The sequence below is a fragment of the Arthrobacter sp. 8AJ genome (assembly GCF_902506025.1).
GTDB lineage: Bacteria > Actinomycetota > Actinomycetes > Actinomycetales > Micrococcaceae > Arthrobacter.
Genome location: NZ_LR733289.1, coordinates 3106083 through 3121700, shown reverse-complemented (window position 1 = coordinate 3121700; position 15618 = coordinate 3106083). Strand labels below are relative to the sequence as shown.

16 protein-coding genes and 2 pseudogenes are annotated in these 15618 nt (G+C 66.0%); 14 read left to right on the top strand and 4 right to left on the bottom strand.

All coding sequences use genetic code 11. The features are described 5' to 3' along the window. From BACI349Y_RS14440 to BACI349Y_RS20325, 7 genes and pseudogenes are all read left to right on the top strand, one after another. Window positions 1-596: extracellular solute-binding protein (locus BACI349Y_RS14440; protein ID WP_159632701.1), on the top strand; the 596-nt coding region annotated here is incomplete at its 5' end. Window positions 597-622: 26 nt separating this feature from the next. Next, window positions 623-1591 carry a carbohydrate ABC transporter permease gene (locus BACI349Y_RS14435; RefSeq protein ID WP_159632700.1) on the top strand — a complete coding sequence of 323 codons (969 nt, stop codon included), beginning with the start codon at window positions 623-625 and terminating at the stop codon, window positions 1589-1591. Next, entirely contained in the window at window positions 1588-2505 is a 918-nt protein-coding gene (locus BACI349Y_RS14430) for a carbohydrate ABC transporter permease (RefSeq protein WP_159632699.1), read from the top strand. Before BACI349Y_RS14435 ends, BACI349Y_RS14430 begins: the two co-directional genes overlap by 4 nt. 31 nt (window positions 2506-2536) lie before the next feature. Continuing rightward, complete coding sequence (locus tag BACI349Y_RS14425; protein WP_159632698.1) at window positions 2537-3598, top strand: NAD(P)-dependent alcohol dehydrogenase; 1062 nt, start codon at window positions 2537-2539, stop codon at window positions 3596-3598. Between the two features lie 46 nt (window positions 3599-3644). Then, window positions 3645-4640 carry a carbohydrate kinase family protein gene (locus BACI349Y_RS14420; protein WP_159632697.1) on the top strand — a complete coding sequence of 332 codons (996 nt, stop codon included), beginning with the start codon at window positions 3645-3647 and terminating at the stop codon, window positions 4638-4640. Window positions 4641-4703: 63 nt separating this feature from the next. Beyond that, window positions 4704-4841 (top strand): annotated as a pseudogene (locus BACI349Y_RS14415) (Gfo/Idh/MocA family protein); the annotation flags it as partial. 177 nt (window positions 4842-5018) lie between these two features. Then, window positions 5019-5141: pseudogene (locus tag BACI349Y_RS20325) on the top strand (gfo/Idh/MocA family oxidoreductase); the annotation flags it as partial. A 111-nt stretch (window positions 5142-5252) separates the two neighbouring features. Here BACI349Y_RS20325 and BACI349Y_RS14410 read toward each other — a convergent pair. Further along, on the bottom strand, window positions 5253-6875 hold the full coding sequence (locus tag BACI349Y_RS14410) for a phosphodiester glycosidase family protein (RefSeq protein ID WP_159632696.1): 1623 nt from the start codon (window positions 6873-6875) through the stop codon (window positions 5253-5255). A gap of 74 nt (window positions 6876-6949) precedes the next feature. Here BACI349Y_RS14410 and BACI349Y_RS14405 point away from each other — a divergent pair, with 74 nt between their 5' ends. The 7 genes from BACI349Y_RS14405 to BACI349Y_RS14375 are packed head-to-tail and all read left to right on the top strand — an operon-like array spanning window position 6950 to window position 13297. Further along, window positions 6950-7969 carry an asparaginase gene (locus BACI349Y_RS14405; RefSeq protein WP_159632695.1) on the top strand — a complete coding sequence of 340 codons (1020 nt, stop codon included), beginning with the start codon at window positions 6950-6952 and terminating at the stop codon, window positions 7967-7969. Between the two features lie 44 nt (window positions 7970-8013). Then, complete coding sequence (locus tag BACI349Y_RS14400) at window positions 8014-8904, top strand: polysaccharide deacetylase family protein (protein ID WP_159632694.1); 891 nt, start codon at window positions 8014-8016, stop codon at window positions 8902-8904. Further along, window positions 8901-10292, top strand: a complete 1392-nt coding sequence (locus BACI349Y_RS14395; RefSeq protein WP_159632693.1) for an MFS transporter — start codon at window positions 8901-8903, stop codon at window positions 10290-10292. The genes BACI349Y_RS14400 and BACI349Y_RS14395 overlap by 4 nt, the downstream gene beginning before the upstream one ends. Further along, window positions 10279-11046: an SDR family NAD(P)-dependent oxidoreductase gene (locus BACI349Y_RS14390; RefSeq protein ID WP_159632692.1), complete on the top strand. Its 768-nt coding sequence runs from the start codon at window positions 10279-10281 to the stop codon at window positions 11044-11046. Before BACI349Y_RS14395 ends, BACI349Y_RS14390 begins: the two co-directional genes overlap by 14 nt. A 37-nt stretch (window positions 11047-11083) precedes the next feature. Beyond that, window positions 11084-11824, top strand: a complete 741-nt coding sequence (locus tag BACI349Y_RS14385) for an SDR family NAD(P)-dependent oxidoreductase (RefSeq protein WP_159632691.1) — start codon at window positions 11084-11086, stop codon at window positions 11822-11824. A gap of 41 nt (window positions 11825-11865) precedes the next feature. Further along, window positions 11866-12204, top strand: a complete 339-nt coding sequence (locus BACI349Y_RS14380; RefSeq protein ID WP_159632690.1) for a hypothetical protein — start codon at window positions 11866-11868, stop codon at window positions 12202-12204. Then, window positions 12197-13297, top strand: coding sequence for an oxidoreductase (locus BACI349Y_RS14375; protein WP_159632689.1), 1101 nt, complete (start codon window positions 12197-12199; stop codon window positions 13295-13297). The genes BACI349Y_RS14380 and BACI349Y_RS14375 overlap by 8 nt, the downstream gene beginning before the upstream one ends. A gap of 19 nt (window positions 13298-13316) precedes the next feature. Here the strand turns inward: BACI349Y_RS14375 and BACI349Y_RS14370 are convergent, their stop codons facing one another. The 3 genes from BACI349Y_RS14370 to BACI349Y_RS14360 all read right to left on the bottom strand — a co-directional run bounded on the left by BACI349Y_RS14370 (window position 13317) and on the right by BACI349Y_RS14360 (window position 15532). After that, the gene (locus tag BACI349Y_RS14370) at window positions 13317-14066 is read right to left on the bottom strand and encodes an SDR family oxidoreductase (protein WP_159632688.1); all 750 of its coding nucleotides are present in this window, start codon (window positions 14064-14066) and stop codon (window positions 13317-13319) included. A gap of 69 nt (window positions 14067-14135) precedes the next feature. Beyond that, on the bottom strand, window positions 14136-14852 hold the full coding sequence (locus BACI349Y_RS14365; protein WP_236560843.1) for a hypothetical protein: 717 nt from the start codon (window positions 14850-14852) through the stop codon (window positions 14136-14138). 245 nt (window positions 14853-15097) lie between these two features. Next, window positions 15098-15532, bottom strand: coding sequence for a hypothetical protein (locus tag BACI349Y_RS14360; protein WP_201302546.1), 435 nt, complete (start codon window positions 15530-15532; stop codon window positions 15098-15100). Between the last annotated feature and the right edge of the window lie 86 nt (window positions 15533-15618).

The window sequence follows — 15618 nt, the reverse complement described above, 5'->3', positions numbered from 1 at the left end:
GTGAAGCAGGAGCCGCCCAGGCAGGCTTCACCGAGTGCCTGAACAACATGAGCCAGGGCAAAACGGCCATGTGGTACGACGCAACCTCGGCCGCGGGTGCCCTTGAAGCCGACTCCTCTCCGGTCAAAGGCAAAATCGGCTACGCCCAGGCTCCCATTAAGGAGACCAAGTCCTCGGGCTGGCTCTGGACCTGGTCCTGGGCCATGCAGGCCGCCTCCAGGAAACAGGATGCCGCCGGGAAGTTCGTAGCCTGGGCCAGCTCCAAGGACTACGAACATCTCGTGGCATCCAAGCTCGGCTGGGCCAAAGTCCCCTCCGGCAAACGCGTCTCCACCTATGAAAATGCGGAATTCCAGAAGGCTGCCCCCTTCTTCACCGCGGAGCGGTTCGCCATCGAGAACGCCGATCCCAAGAACCCCGGCACCCAGCCGCGACCCGCCGTCGGAATCCAGTTTGTGGGCATCCCCGAGTTCGCCGCCCTGGGCACAAACGTTTCGCAGGGCGTCAGTTCCGCCATCGCGGGGCAGGGCACGGTGGCGGACGCTTTGGCCAAGGGCCAGGACGCCGCCCAAAAAATCGGCAACAAGTACAAGTAGCACCAACCGAACCGCAGGAGAATCCCATGACTACCGCAACGGCGCGTATCTCCCGACCGGGACACACCGCAGCCAAACCCACACGACGTGGGCCATCCCGTGAACGCGCCATGGCCTGGGCACGGCGTGCGCCGCTGCTCCCGGCCCTGATCTTCCTCATCGTGGTAACCCAGCTTCCTTTCGTGGTGACGTTGTTCATCTCGTTCCTGAACTGGAACAGCCTTAGCCCCAGCAAGACGGCCTTCGCCGGGCTGGAAAACTACATCACCGTCCTCACCGACCCGGACCTGCGGCAGGCGATCTTCACCACCATCGTCCTCACCGTCTCTGTGGTGCTCGCCAGCCTGCTCATCGGGCTGGGCCTGGCCCTGCTGCTGGACAAGAAGTTCCTGGGCAGGGGATTGGCACGAACCCTGCTGATCGCACCGTTCCTGGTGGTCCCCGTGGCTGCCGCGCTGATCTGGAAGCACGCCCTCCTGAACCCCGCTTACGGGCTGATAAACGGCATCCTCACCTGGCTCTGGTCGCTTTTCGGCAGCAGCGCTGCCCCGCAGCTGGACCTGCTGTCCCAAGCACCCCTGGCAGCCGTCGTCGTCTCCCTCGTATGGCAGTGGACGCCGTTCATGATGCTCATCCTGCTCGCCGGTTTGCAGTCGCGACCCATGGACACAGTGGAAGCGGCCCAAATGGACGGCGCCACACCTTGGGCGATCTTCCGGCACCTGACGCTGCCACATCTGCGCCAGTACCTGGAACTCGGCGGTCTGCTCGGCGCCATCTACATCGTGCAGAACTTTGACTCCGTCTTCACCCTCACGGCGGGCGGCCTGGGCACCGCCAACCTGCCCTACGCCATCTACCAGACGTTCTACTACGCCAACGAATATGGCCTGGCCTCCGCCGCCGGCGTCGTGGTGGTCATCGGCACCATCATCGTGGCGACCTTCGCACTCCGCACCGTCTTTTCACTCTTCAAGAAGGAGGCAGCACGATGAGCACCCTTACCCCCGCTGCACCGCAGAGCACCCCACCTCGCCCCACAGCGCTGACCACCGGTAACCGCAAGCGCGGTAAAACGAGGATGGACCCCACGCGCAACAACACCGCTGCCGGTGTCGCTGCGTGGCTGCTGGCCCTGCTCTTTGCATCCCCCGTGGTGTGGATGATCCTGACCTCGTTCCACTCCGAGACGGATGCGGCCACCAATCCGCCGTCGATCGCGGCAAGCCTGACCTTGGACGCCTACCGGGAATTCTTCGGCGAGACGTCCGGTGTCAGCCCGTGGCCGTCCCTGATCAACTCCGCCACCGCATCCATCCTGTCCACGGTCCTGGTCCTGGTGCTGGCCATCCCCGCCGCCTACGCACTCTCCATCCGGCCGGTGAAGAAGTGGACCGATGTCATGTTCTTCTTCCTCTCGACGAAGATGATGCCCGTGGTGGCTGCGATCCTGCCGCTTTACCTGTTCGCCCGCACTGTAGGGGCACTGGACAACATCTGGTTCCTGATCCTGATGTACACCTCCATGAACCTGCCCATCGCGGTGTGGATGATGCGGTCCTTCCTCGCCGAAGTTCCCGAAGAAATGCTGGAGGCGGCCCAAATCGACGGCGCCAACCTCCTGCTGATCCTGCGCAAGGTCATCGCCCCGGTCGCGATGCCGGGCATCGCCGCCACCGCCCTGATCTGCTTCATCTTCAGCTGGAACGAACTGCTCCTTGCCCGCGTCCTCACCGGCGTCGTGGCGGGCACCGCCCCGGTCTTCCTGACCGGCTTCGTGTCCGGGCAGGGATTGTTCCTCGCCAAAGTCTGCGCGGCCGCCGTCGTCATTTCCCTGCCGGTGCTGTTCGCCGGTTTTGCCGCCCAGGACAAACTCGTCCAGGGCCTCTCCCTGGGCGCTGTCAAGTAACGTGCACGCCGCTTTCGAAAGGATCGCTCCGATGACAACTCCCACAACCCGGTTCCGCCCCCACGCCCACGCGAAACTGCCCGCGACCATGCGGGCCAGCGTCCTGAAGAGCCAGGGCGACATGTCCATGGAAAGCTTGCCGCTCCCGCAACCCGATGCGGACCAGGTACTGGTGCAGGTCACCGCCGTCGGTGTCTGCGGCAGCGACGTCCACTACTACGAGCACGGCCGGATCGGCCCTTACGTTGTGGACCACCCGCTCATTTTGGGCCACGAACTCTCCGGCCGGATCGCCGCCGTCGGCAGCTCCGTTGACCCCGCCCGCATCGGCCAGCGCGTCGCCGTCGAACCCCAACGGCCTTGCCGTACGTGCAAGCAGTGCAAGGCCGGCCGCTACAATCTATGCCCGGACATCGAGTTCTACGCCACCCCGCCGGTCGACGGCGCGTTCGCCGAGTACGTGACGATTCAGTCGGACTTTGCCTACGACATCCCGGACAGCGTCAGCGACGAGGCCGCCGCCTTGATCGAACCTCTCTCCGTGGGTCTCTGGGCTTGCGAACGCGCCGGGATCAAGCCCGGCAGCCGGGTCCTGATCGCCGGAGCCGGGCCCATCGGCATTATCGCCGCCCAGGCCGCCCGCGCCTTCGGCGCCACCGAAGTCTACATCTCCGATATCGCCGAGGACCGGCTCGCGTTCGCCCTCCAGCACGGCGCCACGCGCGCGCTCAACGCGAAGACCGACAGTGTGGAAGGGCTCGACGTCGATGCGTTCATTGACGCCTCCGGCGCACCCCAGGCGGTCCGCGCCGGGATCAAGGCAGTGGCACCCGCCGGCCGCGTCATCCTGGTGGGGCTCGGAGCTGACGACGTGGAGCTGCCCGTCTCCTACATCCAGAACCGGGAGATCTGGCTCTCTGGCGTTTTCCGCTACACCAACACCTGGCCGCTGGCCATCCAGCTGATTGCTGACGGGAAAGTGGACCTGGACATCCTGGTCACCGGCAAATTCAACCTCGCCCAGTCAGAAGAGGCACTTAAGGCCGGAAAGCAGCGTGGACAGCTTAAAGCCGTGGTCTACCCGGGCCGCTAGATCCATGCTCCCGGGACTGATGAAGATAACTGCGAGGAAGCAAACCATGACCGATACCGGACCCACACCTGCGCGCCTACCGGCTGAACGGGGAGCCATCGTCACCGTCATTGGTGAATCGCTCGTCGACGTCATCCGGGAAGCCGGACGGACAACTCCGGCCCGGGTCCACGCGGGCGGGAGTCCCCTCAACGTCGCAGTCGGGGTGGCCCGCTTGGGCTTTGCCAGCAATTTGGTGACGCACTACGCCGATGATCAGTACGGTCTCATGATCGAAGAGCACCTCCAGTCCAACGGCGTCACGGTGATCAGGGGCGGCAGCGCACCGACGTCGACGGCCACCGCAACGTTAGGTGCCCGCGGTGCCGCCGCTTATGCGTTCGACATCAGCTGGGACCTGGCGGGGGCAACACTGCCTGCGTTGGCCGCCGTCGAGACTTCCTCCCATGTGCACGCAGGATCAATTGGGGCTCTACTGGGGCCAGGGGACCAGGCCGTCCTTGGCCTTCTCGAGGCGGCGGGGGAGGGGGCAACGATCAGCTACGACCCCAACTGCCGACCGGCCATCAGCCCTGATGTCACCGCAGCTCGTACACGGGCGGAACGGTTTGTGGCGGCCAGCGACATCGTTAAGGCCAGCGACGAAGACCTGGCCTGGCTGTACCCCGACCGCAGCCCGGAGGAAAGCCTTGCAGCCTGGCTGGAACTGGGACCGTCCATTGCAGCCCTGACCCGGGGCGCCGCTGGCCCGGTCATCATCACCCGGCGCGCGCGCATTGAAATGCAAGCAGAACCCGTCACCGTGGCTGACACCGTGGGCGCCGGCGACTCTTTCATGGCCGCTGTCATCGCCGGCCTTGCCCAGCTCGGAACGCTTGGGGCAGCCGGAAGACAACGCCTGCAGACGCTGGGCACGGACGAGCTCCATGCCCTGGCCGCATATGCCAACCGGGCCGGCGGGATCACCTGCTCCCGGCCGGGAGCCGACCCTCCCCATACCACTGAACTGGGACCGCTGTCCGCCGCAGCACCAGTGCGGTGACTTCACCCTCCAGGACACATCCACACAGAATTGCGGCCAGTCATAGATAAGGAACCATCTTTCGTGAACTCCGAGCAGCTACAAACCCCCGCACTGAAGGTCGGTGTCGTCGGCATCGGCTGGGCAGGCCAACAGCATTTGAAGGCCTACAGCAGCATCCCCGGTGTTGAGACCCTCTCCGTGGCGGGGATGGAAGAGGAGCCCCCTGGCTGACATTGGCATCCACGTCCTCGCCTAAGCGCACCACCTGCTGGGCGAACCAAAGGTCCTGAGTGTCTCGGCGACCATCCACGCGGAGCTGTCGGCCAGCCCGCGATCTTCACCGACAAAGACGGGCAGAACGCCGACTACATTCCCGAAGCCCAGCCGGGCCTGGGTCTGGGCGCCATACGTGACGGTCAAGCCCCGTCACCATCGTTCGAGGAGGGGTTGCAGGTCCAGCGGGTCTTGGCAGCCATCGAGGAATCAGCGGCCGCAAAATCGATTGTCGTTCAGATCTGAAATCGCAGGCAACCGCGCCCGACCCGGTGGCCGTGGCCGTACGGACAGCAGGACAGGGCAAAGAGAGGGAGAGCGGGGCATGTATCCATGCGCCGCTCTCCCTTGGTGTATCTAGTTCTTTCGGCCGGGCAGGAGCAGGAGCGCGTCACCGATGGGGCGTTCGCCGGTGGCGTCCGACGGTGAGTTCATGACCTGGCCACCCTCGACCATGGTGGTGGATCCGCCGCCGTCGAGGTTCATGGCGTTGACCATGCCGAGCGATTTGGCCACGTCTGCTTCCTCGTTCAGGCTCAGGCCCAAGGAGGTGGTTTGGCGGCCGTCGGCGGTGACCAGCAGGGTCCGGCCCTGGGCGTCCACGCCGGCGAAGGTGCGGGGGTTGCGCTTGTGGACCCAGCCGTAGAAGAAGCTGTTGCTGTCGTTGGTCCGGACCATGCCGTCGCGCTTGGCGGTGACGTCCAGCTGGCCGTTCCGGACCAAGGTCGGGCCGCCGTTGACAACGTCCGTAGTCGGCGTGGTGGTCAAGGTTTTGCCGTTTTCGGTGAGCAGGTCCGTGTCGACCTTCAGCTTCTTGCCGGGCACGGCCAGGGCGGCGAGCTTGTCGACGTCCGAGCCGATCGCCTGCAGGGTCTGCCCGCCGGCGGGGACGGCGGTGCCTCGGGTGTGGTTGACCGCGGTGACGGTGCCCTGCGCGTCCAGGACGGCCTCGAGTCCGGGGCCGGCCGGGGTGGTGGGGCCGTACTCGGGGGTGAAGGCGACGATTTCGTTGGCGTCCGTGCAGGTGAAGTCGTGCAGCGGAAGGTTGGTCGGGGTGTCGTCGGTGCCGCCGCAGTTGCGGATGAGCCCGGGCACGCGGTCGATCCCGTCCAGGGAGAGTTCTGTCGAGCCGGGCGCGGTGACGGTGCCGTGCCAGTGCAATCGCTCGACAGTGGTGCCGTTCTTGTCCAGGACCAGGGACGGCCGGTCGCCGACGGGTTCGCTGAGGACCTTCCCGTCGTGGACTGCGGCTCCGGCCGGGTCCCCGGGGGCGCCTGCCGCCGGGTCCATGGTGAAGAACCCGCCGTTCACCGCTGCCAGCGCACCGGAAGCAGCGGAGAGCTGGCTTGTCGCTTCGCGGTCTTCGAGGTTGGGGCCGAAGGAGGAGGTGAGGTCTCCGTGGAATTCCTTCGGGTCAATGGTGAGGACCTGCAGGTTCCAGGGGCCGCGGTCGTCCTCGCTGGTACCGGCATCGCCGTCCCAGCCTGTGTAGATCACCGAGGCTTTGTAGCCGGTGGCCTTGATCTGGTCGACGGTGGGGGAGCCGTCGGCCTTGGACCCGAACTGGCCCACGCGGACCCGGTAGCCGAGGTCGCCGCCGGCGTCGGCCAGCTGGGGTGACTGGACGTGTTCGACCCGGGCAGTAAGGCCGGCGGCGTTGAGCTTGTCGGCGACCATCTGGGCCTGCGACTGGGTGGACAGCGCGGAGGCGGGGGCGTCAGGGTCCGGCGACGTGGATGGGACCGCGACTTCGGCGGTCCAGAAGAAGTCCTGGTTGGGGGTGCCGCGGGTGATTGTGGTCCGGGTCAGGCCCGGGGCCAGGGTGGTTACGTTGCGGGTCTCGGGGAGGTCCTTGGCGCCGAGGTCCAGGTGGGTGGACGACGGCGCGGCGGCCTTCTGATCGGGAGCCGGTGCCGTGGGTGCCGCGGTGGAGGGGCCTGCGGGGGTGAGGAACCCCCAGGCGCCGCCCCCCGTTTCCATGCATCTCCTCTTCTTCGCGGAAGGTCACCCAATCGATTGGGTTGCGGACCGTGCAGCAAACCACCGGAGCTGAAATGACTGTTACCGACTCCCACATCGTGCTGCTGGCTACTGGAGGCACCATCTCGTCGCGTTCTTCCCAGGCCGGCGGCGCGGTTGCCTCCGATACGGGCGAGCAGGTGTTCAAAGCCCTCGGCCCGCGTGTGTCACACCCCGTCCGGGTGCTGGACGTGTTCCAGAAGGGGTCCTACCTCCTGACGTTCGACGACATGCTGAGGATCTGCGCCACTATCCAGGACGTCCTCAAGGACCCCAACGTCCTGGGCGTGGTGGTCACCCACGGCACGGACACCATGGAGGAGACCGCCTACCTCGCGGACCTGACGCACACGGACGAGCGGCCGGTGGTGTTCACCGGCTCGCAGCGCGCGGCTGACTCTGACGCTCCCGACGGGCCGGACAACCTGGCCCGGGCCATCGCCGTCGCCGGTTCCAAGGACGGGCGGGGCAAGGGGGTGATGGTCCACTTTGCGGGCACCATTTTCCCGGCGGCCGGCGTCCGGAAAAGCCAAACTCTTCGGCTGAATGCCTTTGCGAACCCCGATTTTGGGGTACTTGGCCAGGTATCAGCCCAGGGAGAAGTTGCCATGAACGGCAGCGGCGGCAGGCTCGAGGCCCTGCCCCTGCCCCAGCCGGGCGGCGGCTCCCCGCGGGTGGACCTGGTTGCCGCCTACCCCGGCGCCGACTCCACCCTGATGCACGCCGCCCTTGAAGCAGGAGCGGAAGGCATCGTCCTGCAAGGAACCGGAAGCGGCAATGCAAACGCCAGCCTCTGCGCAGAGGTGGCCGCCGCCGTCGCGTCCGGCGCCGTGGTGGTCACCAGCACCCGCGTGGACGCGGGACCGGTGGTGCCCATCTACGGGGCCGGCGGCGGTGGCGAAGACCTGCGCGTTGCCGGTGCCATCAGCTCCGGCCACCTCCGGCCGTCACAGTCGCTGATCCTGCTCAGCCTCCTGCTCAGGATCAATGCTGACCGGGACCGGATCACCGAAATTTTTGCCCAACGAGGGAGGCCCCCTGAACCTTCCGCCTGACACCAAGAACACCCCGGTTTTGAACGAATTGAAAGGAAAATCTCATGGCTAAGGACATTCAAGTCGCCTTCGGCGTGGACGTAGACGCAGTGGCAGGCATGCTCGGCTCCTACGGAGGAGAGGACTCCCCGTGCGACATCAGCCGTGGCCTGTTCAGCGGTGAAGTCGGCGGACCCCGGCTGATCCGGTTGTTCCAGAAATACAATCTCCCGGCAACCTGGTTCGTGCCGGGGCACTCGATCGAAACCTTCCCCGAGCTGACCCAGATGATCGTGGATGCCGGGCACGAGATCGGCGTGCACGGATATTCGCACGAGAACCCCATCGCCATGACCCGGGAGCAGGAGACCGCCATCCTGGACCGCGCGATCGAACTGATCGAAAAGGTGTCCGGCCGCCGGCCCACCGGCTACGTTGCGCCGTGGTGGGAATTCTCGCCGGTCACCAACGAGATCCTCCTTGAGCGCGGCATCAAGTACGACCACTCCCTGATGCACCGCGACTTCGAGCCGTACTACGTCCGCGTAGGGGACTCCTGGAAGAAGATCGACTACACCAAGGACGCCCAGACCTGGATGGAGCCCCTGGTGCGCGGGCAGGAAACGGACCTGGTGGAAATCCCGGCCAACTGGTACCTCGATGACCTGCCTCCGATGATGTTCATCAAGGCATCCCCGAACTCGCACGGGTTCGTCAACCCCCGCGACATCGAAGAGATGTGGCGGGACCAGTTCGACTGGGTCTACCGCGAAATGGACCAGGCCGTCTTCACCATGACCATCCACCCGGACGTCTCCGGCCGCCCGCAGGTGCTCCTCATGCTCGAGCGCCTCATCGAACACATCAACTCCCATGAGGGCGTCACCTGGTGCACCTTCGACCAGATCGCCGACTCTTTCCTTTCCCGCAGCCCCCGTAAGGACAACAAGTCATGAGCATCCAAGAACCGGTTGTCGACCTGTCGCAGCCCCGCCCGGACGAGAAGCGCCGCTTCCCGGTCTTTTCCAAGCGCCACACCACCACCGCTACCGTGCTTGCCCTGCTGGCCTGGACCGTGGCCGTCTTCGACTACGGCCTGTTCGGCACCCTGCTGCCGGCCATGCAGCAGGAATTCGGCTGGTCGGCCCCCGAGGCGTATGCCATTAACACCTGGATCGCCGTCGGCACCGCCATCGTCTGCTTCGGCATCGGGCCCGTCATTGACCGCCTGGGCCGCCGCAAAGGCATGATGACCACCATCGGCGGGACCGCCGTCGTCTCCGGCCTGACCGCACTGATCCCCACGGGGATCCCGTTCTTCAGCAACGCCATGCTGGTGGTGGTCCGTTCCTTCGGCGGCCTCGGATTCTCCGAGCAGGCCGTGAACGCCACCTACATGAACGAGGTCTACCAGGTCACCGAAGTCGCGGACAAGCGCAAGCGGCCCGGCTTCCACTACTCCTTCATCCAGGGTGGCTGGCCGCTCGGCTTCCTGCTGGCCAGCGCACTGGCCCTGGCCTTCCTGCCCTCCCTTGGTTGGCGTGCCCTGTACCTGATGGCCACCGTCCCGGCCGCCGTGATCGTCTGGGTCATCGCCCGGAAGCTCAAGGAAACGCCCCAGTTCGAACTGCACCACAAGCTGACCGAGCTGGAAAAGCACGGAAAGACTGAAGACGCGCACTCCCTGGCCCACGCGTACGGCGTCGAGCACTCCTCGGCAGCCCCGCTCAAGCGCATCTGGGAGCCGCACCTGCGCCGGAACACCTTTGTCTTCTCGCTCGCGTGGATTGTGAACTTCTTCGGCATCACCATCTTCAGCGTCCTGGGCAGCTCCGTGCTCAAGAACGCGAAGGGCGTGGAACTCTCGGACGCCTTCTGGATGCTGATCGTCATCAACCTGCTGGCCTACTTCGGCTACGTGTTCCACGGCTGGCTCGGTGACAAGATCGGCCGGAAGCGGACCATCATCGGCGGCTGGATCCTCTCCGGCATCTCCTTCTCCATCATGCTCAGCCCCATCGCCACCAGCCCGTTCATGATCATCCTGACCTACGGCGCCGGGCTGTTCTTCCTGGTGGGTCCGTACGCGGCCATCCAGTACTTCATGGCCGAGTGCTACCCGGTGAGCTGCCGGGCCACCGGAACCGCCTTCATCGGCGCCATGAGCCAGCCCGGAACCATCCTCGGCGGCGCCATCTTCACCGCCATCGCCGCCGGTGCCGGCACCGGCACCGCGGCCCTGTGGGTCGGTGCCCTGGGCACCCTGGTCTCCGGGCTCCTGATGATCGCCGCCAAGCCCCCTGCTGAAGCCCTGATGGAGGACCACCCCCATGACGTCGCCTAACAGAGTCGCCATCATCACCGGTGCCGCCAGCGGCATCGGCCGTGCCCTCGCCGTCCACTACGCCCGCCAGGGGGTGGTGTCCGTCATCGGCACCTTCCCGGGCGATCCCCACGATCCGGAGGAAACCCTCCGGCTGGTCAAGGAGGCGAACGGTGAGGCGGTGATCCACGAGGTGGACGTCCGCACCACCGCCTCCGTGGACGCCCTGGCCCAGCGGGCCGTGGACGAATACGGCCGGCTGGACTACGCCATCGCCAACGCGGGCATCCTCCGCAACTCCCCGCTGGGGGAGATGACGGATGAGCGCTGGCACGACATGCTCAACGTGGACCTCACCGGCGTGCTGCGCACGCTGCGGGCCGGGGCGGAGAGAATGACCGACGGCGGCGCGCTGGTTGCGGTCTCGTCCATCGCCGGCGGGGTGTACGGGTGGGAGGAACACGCCCACTACGCCGCAGCCAAGGCCGGCGTCCTGGGCCTGGTCCGCAGCGTGGCCGTGGAGCTCGGCCCCCGGCAGATCCGCGCCAACGCGGTGATCCCGGGCCTCATCGAGACCCCGCAGTCCCTGGACCCGGTGAACTCGCTGGGGCCCGAGGGGCTGAAGCGGGCCGGGAACGACATCCCCTGGGGCCGGGTGGGCAAGCCGGAGGAAGTGGCCAGCGTGATCGGGTTCCTCACCTCCGACGATTCCCGCTACATCACGGGGCAGGCGCTGGTGGTTGACGGCGGCCTCACCGTGAAGATGCGCGCCTGACAGCGCGCCGACAGCCGCCTCACAACGAAAGGACACCATGAACACATCGACTGCTGACCAAGCTTCCGGAAACGCCCAGGCCGGGAACGGCCGCCGGGTGGTGGTCACCGGAGGTTCCAGCGGGATCGGCAAAGCCATCGCCGAGGCCTTCCTGGCCAACGGGGACCGGGTGGCCGTGCTGGACCGGGCCAGCGGGGATGGCGCCATCCGCGTGGACGTGGCCGATGAAGCCAGCGTGCGGGCGGCCTTCGCCGAGGCCCGGGAGAGGCTGGGCGGCATCGACGTCCTGGTCAACAGTGCGGGCCTGCTGACGGAGTCCCCGCTGGAGGACATGTCCCTGGCCATGTGGAACGAGACCCTCACGGTGGACCTGACCGGTGTGTTCCTCTGCTGCCGGGAGGTGGTGGGGGAGATGCGGCAGCGCAAGTGGGGCCGCATCATCAACATCGCCTCCCAGCTGGCCATCAAGGGCGGCGTGGGGCTGACGCATTACAGTGCGGCCAAAGCCGGCGTCGTGGGCCTTTCCAAAGCCTTGGCCCTGGAAACGGCGGCGGACAATGTGCTGGTCAACTGCATCGCCCCGGGGCCCATCGAGACGCCGCTGGTGGAGGGCATCTCAGAGAGCTGGAAGGCCGCGAAACGCGCCGAGCTTCCGCTGGGCCGGTTCGGGACGCCGGAGGAAGTAGCGCCTGCCGCCGTGCTGCTGGCCAGCGACCCCGGGGGAAACCTGTTCGTCGGGCAGACGCTGGGGCCCAACTCCGGCGACGTGATGCCGTAGGGAAAGGGAACAACATGTGCGGTGTCTGCGGAAGGACCACCGTGGCGGACCCTGCCCTGGGGCCGGTGCGGACCATGCGGCAACACCTGATCGTGGCAGCCACGGTCAACGCCGTCTGCAGCGGCCTCCCGGGCGCCCCGAAGGTGACCGCACTTAAGGACGGCTGGATGATGGCCGGCGCCGCCGGCGGTTCCCGGCAGTGCCAGACCGTCGAAGAACTCTGGTCCGCCGTGCTCGGCTGCTTCACCGACGCGTCCGTTCTGGACCGGCTCCGAAGGCGCCGCCAGGCGTACGCGGCGGATCCCGCCAACGCGGGCCTGCCCGCGCGGGCGGCCGGGCTGTTGCCGGACCCCGAACACAAGGAGATTCTGCATGACTGAATACACCCCGCTCTGGTCACCCATCCGGATCGGTACCACCGAGCTTGAGAACCGGGTGGCGTTGGCTCCCATGACGCGGATCAGCGCCACCGAGGACGGGCATGCCACGGAGAGGATGGCGTCCTACTACCGGACGTTCGCCCGCGGGGGTTTCGGGCTGCTGATCACGGAAGGCATCTACCCGGACACCGCCCACAGCCAGGGCTACCACTTCCAGCCGGGCATCGCCACGGAGGAGCAGGCCCGGTCCTGGGCGGACGTGGTGGACGGCGTGCACGCGGCGGGCTCGAAGATCTTCGCGCAGCTGATGCATGCGGGGGCGCAGAGCCAGGGGAACCGGTATGTGACTTCCTCGGTGGGGCCATCGGCGGTGGCACCGAAGGGGGAGCAGCTGGGGTTTTACCGCGGCGAAGGTCCGTATCCTGTTCCTTCCGCGATCACATTGTCCCAGATGAAAGAGGTCCGGGACGGGTTCGTCACGGCGGCGCTGCGGGCGCAGCAGGCCGGGTTCGACGGCGTGGAGATCCACGGTGCCAACGGTTACCTGCTGGACCAGTTCCTCACGGACTACCTGAACCAGCGCGACGACCGCTACGGCGGGTCAGCGGAAAACAGGGTGCGGCTTGCCGCTGAAATCTGCCACGACGTCCGCGAGGCGGTTGGCCCGGGCATGACGGTGGGGATCCGCGTCTCCCAGTCCAAGGTCAGCGACACCGAGCACAAGTGGAGCGGGGGAGTGGCGGAAGCGGAGGTCATTTTCGGCACCCTGGGCGCCACGGGGATCGATTTTGTCCACACCACTGAGTACCGGGCCGCCGAGCCGGCGTTCGCGGATGCGGAGGAGACCCTGGCTGGGCTGGCCAAGCGGTACTCCGGGGTGCCGGTGATCGCCAATGGCAAGCTCGACGATCCGGATACCGCGGTGTCCATGCTGGCGGACGGTTCAGCGGACGTTGTGGCGTTGGGCAAGGGGGCCTTGGCCAACCGGAACTGGCCGCACCTTGTCCGCAACAACCTGGAATTCGGGGAGCTCGACCCCGCCGTCTTCGCTCCTTTGGCGGACGTCAAGGACTGGGAGTTGGAGGACGGGTAGGCCGGGGGAGCGCCGGCTCTTAGGCGCCGTCGATGGCGTCGAGCCACTCCAGAAACGTTTGGCGTCCGACGGCGGATCCCGGCGCCGGGATCAGGGAGCCGTTGCGCATGGCCTTGCCCATGGGGCCGGGAAGGGGCAGCGGAACGATTCGTTTCTTCTGCTGCGTCTTGGCGAGGTAGGCCGCGACCAGGCTTTTCAGCTGTTCGGTCCGCGGGCCGCCGAGGTCCGGAAGGCGTCCCTGCGGGCCGGCCTCGGCAGCGTCCACCAGGGCCGCGGCCACCTCCTTTGCCGCCACCGGCTGTGTAATCATCGTGGGAACGAAGACCAGCGGGCCCACTGATGCGGTCTTGATGGACATCGGTACGAACTCGTGGAACTGGGTGGACCGGAGGAGGGTCCAGGGAATGCCGCCGTGCCTGACTTCGTCCTCCTGCACCAGCTTCCCGGCGTACAGTCCTGAATTGGCTTTGTCGATGCCCACAATGGACAGCGCCACATGGTGCGTTACGCCAGCTTTCTTCCCGGCCGCCAGCAGGTTCTGGGTGGCGTTGGTGAAGTAATCCACGGCTTTCTTGGTGGACATGGCCTGGATGCCGGAGACATCGATGACGGTCTCGACATTTTGGAGTGCCTGATCCAGGCCGCGCCCGTTGACCAGGTCCACCCCCTCCGCGCGGCTGAGGCTGGCCACCTCGTGCCCGCGTTCCCTGGCGATGGCCACGACGTGGCGGCCAACTGTACCGGTTCCCCCTGCAACGGCAATCCTCATGGAGGAAATCCTATGCCGGACCTACCCCGCCACCGCCGCTTTGTAGCCTGGACTCCAAGTGGGCGCGGATTAGGTGTTCAGTGAGTCGATGGCCTTGGAAGCGGCCTGGACGCTTTCCCAGCCGCGGCGGGCAGCCGCGGCAGTGCCGGAATCGGGCGGCGTGCCCTTGTTCTGGAGGATGGCCACGAAGGTTGCATTGACCACGTCCTCCCGAAGCTCAGTGAGCCAAGGGCCGCGGATGTTGGGCATGACTGGCACCCGCGTTCTGCACGTCAGAAAGTGTCCGGCGGCAACGGCGAAGGCAAAACAGGCGATGCCGGCAAGCAGGAGCCTCAGGATATCGTCCGGGCTGGTGGCCACGATGTATGCAGGCGGAGCGATCAGCGCGGCCATCAGCCCCAACCTCAGTGCCAGGACTTCCCGGCTGCGGCCGGCCGCCCTTCGCCGCGCCCAGACGCCGGCCAGCTGCTTATCCCGGACAGCCTGGGCTTTGATAAGCCACTGCCGCTGGGAACCGAGGTGAAGACGGACGAGGGCACGGGCGGCAGCCAGTTCTTCGGGGTTGTCGCGTCGAAGTGCTTCCACAGCCGGGTCTGGGACATCCGCCCAGGCACTCCTCAGCCGGCGGTCAATGGCTGCTGCCATCACGTCCAGGCTTAATCTCGCGGCGCCCTCTGCCAAGTCGGCCGGAGCAGTGACCGGCGGCGTCGCCTGCACTGCACTCGCTGAATCCGTGCGGTGACCATAGCGTGGCGATCCGTCGGCGAGTTCGTATTCATTGTTCATGGTTTCCCCAAGAAGGCCCTGCCGAGGCAGTAGCCCTGAATCTTGTTCTAGTCCCTCAAAGAGAGTCTTCGCATTGGTTGCTGAAAATATTGTGTGCGAGGCCGAAGGCGCAAAGCGCAATTCTTGGCGAAACCTTCGCTGATTTTGAGCCCGTAGCGAGTGCGACCAGGCCAAGAAAAGTGGCTGGGCGATTCAGAGACCCGAAGAGGCGCACCTGGTTTGGCCAGGCGTGCCTCTTCGCACGGCTATTTGGTTACGTGGACTACTACAGCCTTATCCAGGGCTTGTTCCGCCCCCGCATTGTCTATGCCCGTGACTGTCCAGTTGCTAAGCAGCAACACGGTTTTTCCAGTATTGGAGTTGTATACGACTTTCTTGAAGCCCAGTGCTGTCAGCTCATCGTCGAGTGCTTCTGCGTTCATTCCCGCGACGTTCGCCGGGATAACGGCCGTTGCCGGAATGGCGGGCGCAGGTGCTGGGGCGGCTACGACGGCGGGTGCTGCTGGTTCAGCTATGACTGTCGCGGTGGCCGTAACTGTGGCCGTAGCCGTGACCGTGGCTGTAGCCGTTTGGGTGACTGTATGGGTGACGGTCGGAACGGCTTGCGGCGATCCGGAAGCACAGCTCGACAGCGCCAAGCAAAGGAGCGCGCTGCTGGTAAAGGTGGTGGAAATCTTCAAGATTCTTCTTCCTACACGTGATTTGGCGAAGTTGACGCCGCCCTGCCGGAAGTCCTGGGCGTGACGTCTTGGTTGACAAGAACTTC

Excerpts from the sequence above, each read along its gene's own strand:
- BACI349Y_RS14385 (WP_159632691.1), top strand. The coding sequence starts at position 11,084 with ATGAACACATCGACTGCTGACCAAGCTTCCGGAAACGCCCAGGCCGGG.
- BACI349Y_RS14430 (WP_159632699.1), top strand. The coding sequence starts at position 1,588 with ATGAGCACCCTTACCCCCGCTGCACCGCAGAGCACCCCACCTCGCCCC.
- BACI349Y_RS14425 (WP_159632698.1), top strand. The coding sequence starts at position 2,537 with ATGACAACTCCCACAACCCGGTTCCGCCCCCACGCCCACGCGAAACTG.
- BACI349Y_RS14395 (WP_159632693.1), top strand. The coding sequence starts at position 8,901 with ATGAGCATCCAAGAACCGGTTGTCGACCTGTCGCAGCCCCGCCCGGAC.
- BACI349Y_RS14435 (WP_159632700.1), top strand. The coding sequence starts at position 623 with ATGACTACCGCAACGGCGCGTATCTCCCGACCGGGACACACCGCAGCC.
- BACI349Y_RS14390 (WP_159632692.1), top strand. The coding sequence starts at position 10,279 with ATGACGTCGCCTAACAGAGTCGCCATCATCACCGGTGCCGCCAGCGGC.
- BACI349Y_RS14405 (WP_159632695.1), top strand. The coding sequence starts at position 6,950 with ATGACTGTTACCGACTCCCACATCGTGCTGCTGGCTACTGGAGGCACC.
- BACI349Y_RS14375 (WP_159632689.1), top strand. The coding sequence starts at position 12,197 with ATGACTGAATACACCCCGCTCTGGTCACCCATCCGGATCGGTACCACC.
- BACI349Y_RS14365 (WP_236560843.1), bottom strand. The coding sequence starts at position 14,852 with ATGAACAATGAATACGAACTCGCCGACGGATCGCCACGCTATGGTCAC.
- BACI349Y_RS14410 (WP_159632696.1), bottom strand. The coding sequence starts at position 6,875 with ATGGAAACGGGGGGCGGCGCCTGGGGGTTCCTCACCCCCGCAGGCCCC.
- BACI349Y_RS14400 (WP_159632694.1), top strand. The coding sequence starts at position 8,014 with ATGGCTAAGGACATTCAAGTCGCCTTCGGCGTGGACGTAGACGCAGTG.
- BACI349Y_RS14420 (WP_159632697.1), top strand. The coding sequence starts at position 3,645 with ATGACCGATACCGGACCCACACCTGCGCGCCTACCGGCTGAACGGGGA.
- BACI349Y_RS14370 (WP_159632688.1), bottom strand. The coding sequence starts at position 14,066 with ATGAGGATTGCCGTTGCAGGGGGAACCGGTACAGTTGGCCGCCACGTC.